Here is a 5,544-nt window from a genome sequence, read left to right on the forward strand (position 1 = left end):
GGGATGGCCCCGCTCCTATCTCTACACGCTCGCGCACTCCAAGACCAACCAGGACGGCGCCCAGCGCCCGGAGGACGTGAAACCCTTGGTGGGCAGCGCGGCGCAGGCCATGCAGGAGTGGCTCGCCGCCAGCGGCATCAAGGAAGGCGCCCTCTTCCGCCGCATCTGCAAGGGTGGCCATCTCGGGGAGCCACTCGCGCCAGCGGCCGTGCGCGACATCGTGAAGGAGCGATGTGCGTTGGCGGGGGTGGAGGGAAGTTTTAGCGCGCACTCGCTGAGGGCCGGGTTCGTGACGGAAGCCGGCCGGCAGAACATGTCGCTGCCCGATACGAAGGCGATGACCGGGCATCACAGCGTCGCGACCGTGATGGGCTACTTCCGCTCTGAAAGCTCACTCAACAGCAGGACCAGCCGCATGCTCGATGAGGAGTGAGGCGTTCCTGGTATCCGCGCTCGGCTTCGTCGACGCCGCAAGCCATGGCCGTGCCGATTGACGGAGTTCGCGCGTGCCGCCGCGGTCGCTCAGGGCGTCGCAGGCCGAGAAGCCTCAGACTCTGCGAATCCCGTCGCTGCCGCTGCCGCGCAGCATAAGTGGTGATCTTCGGCTGCGTCTGCGCCAGCAAGAGCCGCAGATACCCGATCGCGCGGGTCTTGCCGATGCGCGACAGTGCGCCAGAGCTTCGCGATCGAGCCTCTGCGCAAGACGCGCATGACCACCGAGGACAGCGGAGGCACAGGACAAGGCGTTACCACAAAATAATAACAACCCGCTTGACAGGTCGCGATGCACGGAATAACATTGTTGTCACTGGAGGAAGCCAATGCAAGTCACCATTAGACCATTCGGAAACAGCAAGGGCGTTGTCCTTCCCAAACCACTTCTGGCGCAGGCGGGACTGGGCGATGAGGAAACTGCTGAGATGACCGTCGAAGAGGGGGCCATCGTCTTGCGCAAAGCGGCGCGTCCGCCGCGAACCGGCTGGGCCGAGGCCGCTATGGCGCTGGCCGCCAACGGCGGCGACGAGTTGGTCATGGGTGAATTCAGCAACGAAGCCGATGCGGAGTTGGCTTGGTGAGGCGTGGGGAGATCTGGCTTGTGAACCTGGACCCCACGGTCGGAAGCGAGATCAAGAAATCCCGCCCTTGCGTGGTAGTGTCCCCGGCTGAGCTGAACGACCATCTGCGCACCGTGATTGTGGCGCCGATGACCTCCAAGGGGTTTGCAGCGCCGTTTCGGGTTGCGCTGACGCACGGCGGCACCAGGGGTTTGATCCTGCTGGATCAGGTGCGCACGGTCGACAAGGCTCGCTTGGCCAAAAAACTTGGCGCAATATCAGCGAAGACACTGTCGGCGACATTGGCGACGCTGCAAGAAGTCTTTGCAGCCTGAACAAGGGCCGCGGGGACCATCGACACGGGCGAGTGAGTGGCCAAATTCAGGGCGCTTCCAGTAATTGACCTCAACAGTTGGATTCGGCGCGCCTGACGCAAACCGCCGAGGACGCAGCTCGCGCGCTCCTGCGCGAAGGCGAATCAGCCAACACGTGCGCCTCTTACGCCTCGGCGATGCGCTACTGGTGCGCCTGGTACGCCGCGCGCTATGGCCACCCGAGCCGGTGCCGGTCGTGGTCCAGTTCATCGTCGACCATGCCGCGCGCACGGCAGATGCGCCTTCCAAGGCGGGCCTCGTGAGCGAGCTGCCGCCAGACATCGACCAGGCACTAGTGGCCAGCGGCTACAAGACGCGGCTCGGTGCGCCCGCGCTCAACACGCTCGTGCACCGCATCGCGGTGCTGTCCAAGGCGCACCAGCTGGCCAAGGGGCCGAACCCTGCGCCGACCCGCTGGTGCGCGAGCTGCTGGCCCAGACGCGCCGCCCCTACGCCAAGCGCGGCGCGCGGCCGCGCAAGCAGCGCGCGCTCACCAAGGATCCGCTGCAAGCGCTGCTGGCGACCTGCGACGACACCCTGCTCGGAAAACGCGATCGCGCCCTCCTCCTGTTCGCATGGGCGACCGGCGGACGACGGCGCTCCGAGGTCGCCTCGGCCACGCTCGAGAACCTTCAGCGCGTTGGCGGGGATGGCCCCGCTCCTATCTCTACACGCTCGCGCACTCCAAGACCAACCAGGACGGCGCCCAGCGCCCGGAGGACGTGAAACCCTTGGTGGGCAGCGCGGCGCAGGCCATGCAGGAGTGGCTCGCCGCCAGCGGCATCAAGGAAGGCGCCCTCTTCCGCCGCATCTGCAAGGGTGGCCATCTCGGGGAGCCACTCGCGCCAGCGGCCGTGCGCGACATCGAATAAATCAGCGTCTTCCTAAACTAACCGCCTGCTCTCGCACTTTGCCGGATCACATTTTCGCTCGCCGCTAGGAAGATTCGCTGCCATTCGTCGGTCATAGGCGGACCTCGGTCAGTGGAGTGGACCAGAGCTCAGGAGTCCTTCATCTCCCCGAACCCACCGATAGGCATTCTCCTCCACGGAGATGATGGCTCCAGCCGGACTTTAGTCACCGTTTTGCATATTGAGCGCGTCGATTTCCGGTTCCGGCCTGTATGCGATCACGGGCAATTTTCAGCGTCGTCGTGTCCTCGATCCCTCGTGTGGGTAGGAGGATCGAGCTGTGAACTGCTCGAGCTCCAAGCGCAGCCGATCGATCATCGCCTGCAGCCGCCAGCGATGCTGCCATTCTTCAGGGGTGGGATATGGCCCGTGCCCAGCAGCAAACATGGGCAGTTTTTCTCTGAACTCGCGATTCGTCTCGCCGAGTCTTTGCGTTGCGACATGGAGTCTATCAAGCAGGTCGTCTTTCGCGTCGGTTTCCATGACAGGTACCTCGAGTCTCCAAACGCAAACGCTGACACCAGGCGCCAGATCAATCTGGCGCCTAATGACCCGATTTTGCGTAGGCGGCAGCCTGCACGCGCCGCGGCTTGTCGACAGGAGCGAAAGGTGCCGGCCATGAGCGCCGCCCGCAAGGTTTCCCTCGACACGCTGCACAGCGACCAGGATCCGCACTGGTCCCTGTCAGTGAACTGGCGGCCGGGCCGCTGGGCGGCTACCCGATCCTGCATGTTCGCGGCCGTCGCGCGGACGGGACCGCGATCGAGGACATGCTGCCGCCGAGGACCCTACATGGCCGGCCAACGTCTAGTCAACTCAGATCCGCTGACCACGACTGGTTGTCGAGGCTGGCCGGCGGATTGAAGTGGCGACTTTGGCATGGCCGAGCGAAGGAAACCATGCGGCGCCTGGCCGCGATGCTGTACGTCCTGGGCAAATCGACGGTGTGCCGCAAGCCGGCCGCGCGTCAGATTCGAAAGCTCACCCTCGAGTTGCTCGGCTACCTGCGCAACAACTCGGACTCGCTGCCCAACTATGGACGGCGCTACCGAGCGGGCCGACGCATCTCCGTTGCGTTCGTGGAGTCCGCGGTCAACCAGCTCATTGACAAGCGCATGTCAAAGTCGCAACAGACGCGCTGGGATCCTCGCAGCGCGCATTTGCTGCTGCAGGTACGGGTTCGCGTCATCGACGGCCAACTGCGCGATGACTTCGCCCGCTGGTACCCGGGGTTCCCGTCCAACGCGTCGACGATGTCCTTGGCGGCATGACCCCACCATTTGAATCGCTCTCCTCTGCGTAGTTCGCTTGCGCGAGCGACCGCTTCGAGAGATTGACTCGAAGGGCTGCTTGAGGCCGCGAGTACCAGTTCACGGCCGTGCCTGGCAGCTGACCTTCGGCGTGATCGCCAGGTTGGCCAAGGACTGCTGTCGGCGAGTTTGGCGAACAGGCAGTACTGGCCAATTCTGTTGAAAAACTACTCGATTTCTGCGTAAGCAGAGGCGAGACCTGCCGTTAACCGCCGGACAGTCGACAGCCGACCCTCTTTGCTAAGTCGAGAATCGATGTTGACCCGGAAGTTCAAGGTCGCCGGGTCGCCGGCGCTGCTTCCAGTTCGAAACCGTCATTCCAAAGTTCTTCCTGAACCAGAAAGCGAAGGCGCTGGGCGTTGAGAATCCGAGCAGGTCGGCGAGTTCGGCCAATGACCGGTCACTGTCGAGGATGTGTCGCGAAGCAAACTCGGATCGAACCGTGCGCAGTAGCAGCGAGAAGGTCGTGCCTTCTGCGATCAAGTGTCGATGCAGCGTGCGGCGATCCACGACCAGGTGCTTCGCCACCTGATCGGCCGTGCAACGGCCAGACGGCAACAAGGCGGTGATGATCTGGCGAGCGTTGTACGTCGAACTTTCACCAGCGGTCGAGAGTGCCTGGTCCAGGAAACGGCGCGCATAGGGCGAAAGACGAGAGTCGGTGGCGGACAGCGGCGCCATAAGATCCCGCGCGGCGCAGACGATGCCGTTGAAGCTCGCGTTGAATTCGACTTCGACACCGAACATCGCTCTGTGGATGGTCGGCCCATGCGGAGGTCGGTGCTCAAAGCACACCCTTCTTGGCTTCCAGCCCGACCCCACCAGCTCGGCAATCATGCCGTACAGCACTCCAACAGCCATCTCGATGGACTGCCGCACCGCACCTGGTTCGTCAGTCAAGACATCTTCGCGAACGACCGACAAGTCTTCGTGGTCCTCGATGCGCGTGAGCAGCGCCGCATTGAGCAGCCGCACATAGCGGCACAGGACATCGAGCGCCTCCCGAGCGGTTGGAGCTTCACGCATCACGGCGCTGATCGGGCCCAGGTTCGAAAGGCGGCGGTCCCTCGCCAACTGGAGCCCAAAATCCTCAGTCCCGGATGCAGCGGCACTTGCTTCCAGCAATTCGCGCACGCTCACGGTGTTGATCGGCATGTCCGGATCGGACAAGTGCTGCGGGTTCAAGCCCACCCGACGCAGCATCGCATCGGGGTTGAGCCCCAGATGTCGCGCCAGCTCAGCGTAGCCGCCGAGGCTGGCGCTTCGAGTCATCGGTACAAAGAAGCGCGACAAGCAAGTGTCCCCATTCAGACATCGTCTGTCCCAAAATATACATCTCGAATGCGCGACCGTCCACACAATAGCTCCTGTTTTCCGAACTTCTTCACTACTAACAGGACACAGCCATGCACTTCACCGACGGTTCCCTCTATCCGCAACACCAGGACCCGCTTGTCATCACCGTCGCGCCCTATGCGCCTGCGTTCACCCCCGAGGATTTCCCCGAGGACATCCCGCTCACCATGGACGCGCAGATCCAGAAGGCGGTGGACTGCTACAACGCTGGCGCTACCGTGCTCCACCTGCACGTGCGCGAGTTGGACGGCAAGGGCAGCAAGCGCCTGTCCAAGTTCAATGAGCTGATCGCCGGTGTCCGCGCGCGAGTGCCGGACATGATCATCCAGGTCGGCGGCTCGATCAGCTTCGCCCCGGAAGGCGAAGGCGAAGCCGCGAAGTGGCTGTCGGACGACACGCGCCACATGCTTGCCGAGCTTGACCCGAAACCGGACCAGGTCACCGTCACGGTCAACACGAATCAGATGAACGTGATCGAGCAGATGCTGCCGGAGGACCTGGAGGGGCTCTCGCTCTCGCAGCCCGCCCTCAACAGGGC

The 5,544-nt window shown here is 63.4% G+C and carries 7 protein-coding genes and 1 pseudogene; 6 read left to right on the plus strand and 2 right to left on the minus strand.

The window, feature by feature from the left end; genetic code table 11:
• From AC1DY5_RS40050 to AC1DY5_RS40065, 4 genes and pseudogenes are all read left to right on the plus strand, one after another.
• Positions 1-433, plus strand: a 433-nt coding sequence (locus AC1DY5_RS40050; RefSeq protein ID WP_478120004.1) for a tyrosine-type recombinase/integrase, incomplete at its 5' end; no start/stop codon positions are given.
• Positions 434-821: 388 nt separating this feature from the next.
• Positions 822-1,076 (plus strand): AbrB/MazE/SpoVT family DNA-binding domain-containing protein, encoded by a 255-nt coding sequence (locus AC1DY5_RS40055; protein WP_478120005.1) that lies wholly within the window; start codon positions 822-824, stop codon positions 1,074-1,076.
• Positions 1,070-1,390, plus strand: coding sequence for a type II toxin-antitoxin system PemK/MazF family toxin (locus AC1DY5_RS40060; RefSeq protein WP_478120006.1), 321 nt, complete (start codon positions 1,070-1,072; stop codon positions 1,388-1,390). Before AC1DY5_RS40055 ends, AC1DY5_RS40060 begins: the two co-directional genes overlap by 7 nt.
• Before the next feature lie 77 nt (positions 1,391-1,467).
• Positions 1,468-2,295: pseudogene (locus AC1DY5_RS40065) on the plus strand (integrase); the annotation flags it as partial.
• 276 nt (positions 2,296-2,571) lie between these two features.
• On the opposite strand, the gene AC1DY5_RS40070 reads toward AC1DY5_RS40065, so the two are convergent.
• Positions 2,572-2,823 (minus strand): hypothetical protein, encoded by a 252-nt coding sequence (locus AC1DY5_RS40070; RefSeq protein ID WP_478120007.1) that lies wholly within the window; start codon positions 2,821-2,823, stop codon positions 2,572-2,574.
• Between the two features lie 416 nt (positions 2,824-3,239).
• Here AC1DY5_RS40070 and AC1DY5_RS40075 point away from each other — a divergent pair, with 416 nt between their 5' ends.
• Positions 3,240-3,611, plus strand: coding sequence for a hypothetical protein (locus AC1DY5_RS40075; RefSeq protein WP_478120008.1), 372 nt, complete (start codon positions 3,240-3,242; stop codon positions 3,609-3,611).
• A gap of 279 nt (positions 3,612-3,890) precedes the next feature.
• On the opposite strand, the gene AC1DY5_RS40080 is transcribed toward AC1DY5_RS40075, so the two are convergent.
• Complete coding sequence (locus tag AC1DY5_RS40080) at positions 3,891-4,943, minus strand: AraC family transcriptional regulator (RefSeq protein ID WP_478120009.1); 1,053 nt, start codon at positions 4,941-4,943, stop codon at positions 3,891-3,893.
• 113 nt (positions 4,944-5,056) lie between these two features.
• Here AC1DY5_RS40080 and AC1DY5_RS40085 point away from each other — a divergent pair.
• Positions 5,057-5,544: 3-keto-5-aminohexanoate cleavage protein (locus AC1DY5_RS40085; protein ID WP_478120010.1), on the plus strand; the 488-nt coding region annotated here is incomplete at its 3' end.

This window comes from Variovorax sp. P4_D9, from assembly GCF_056401695.1.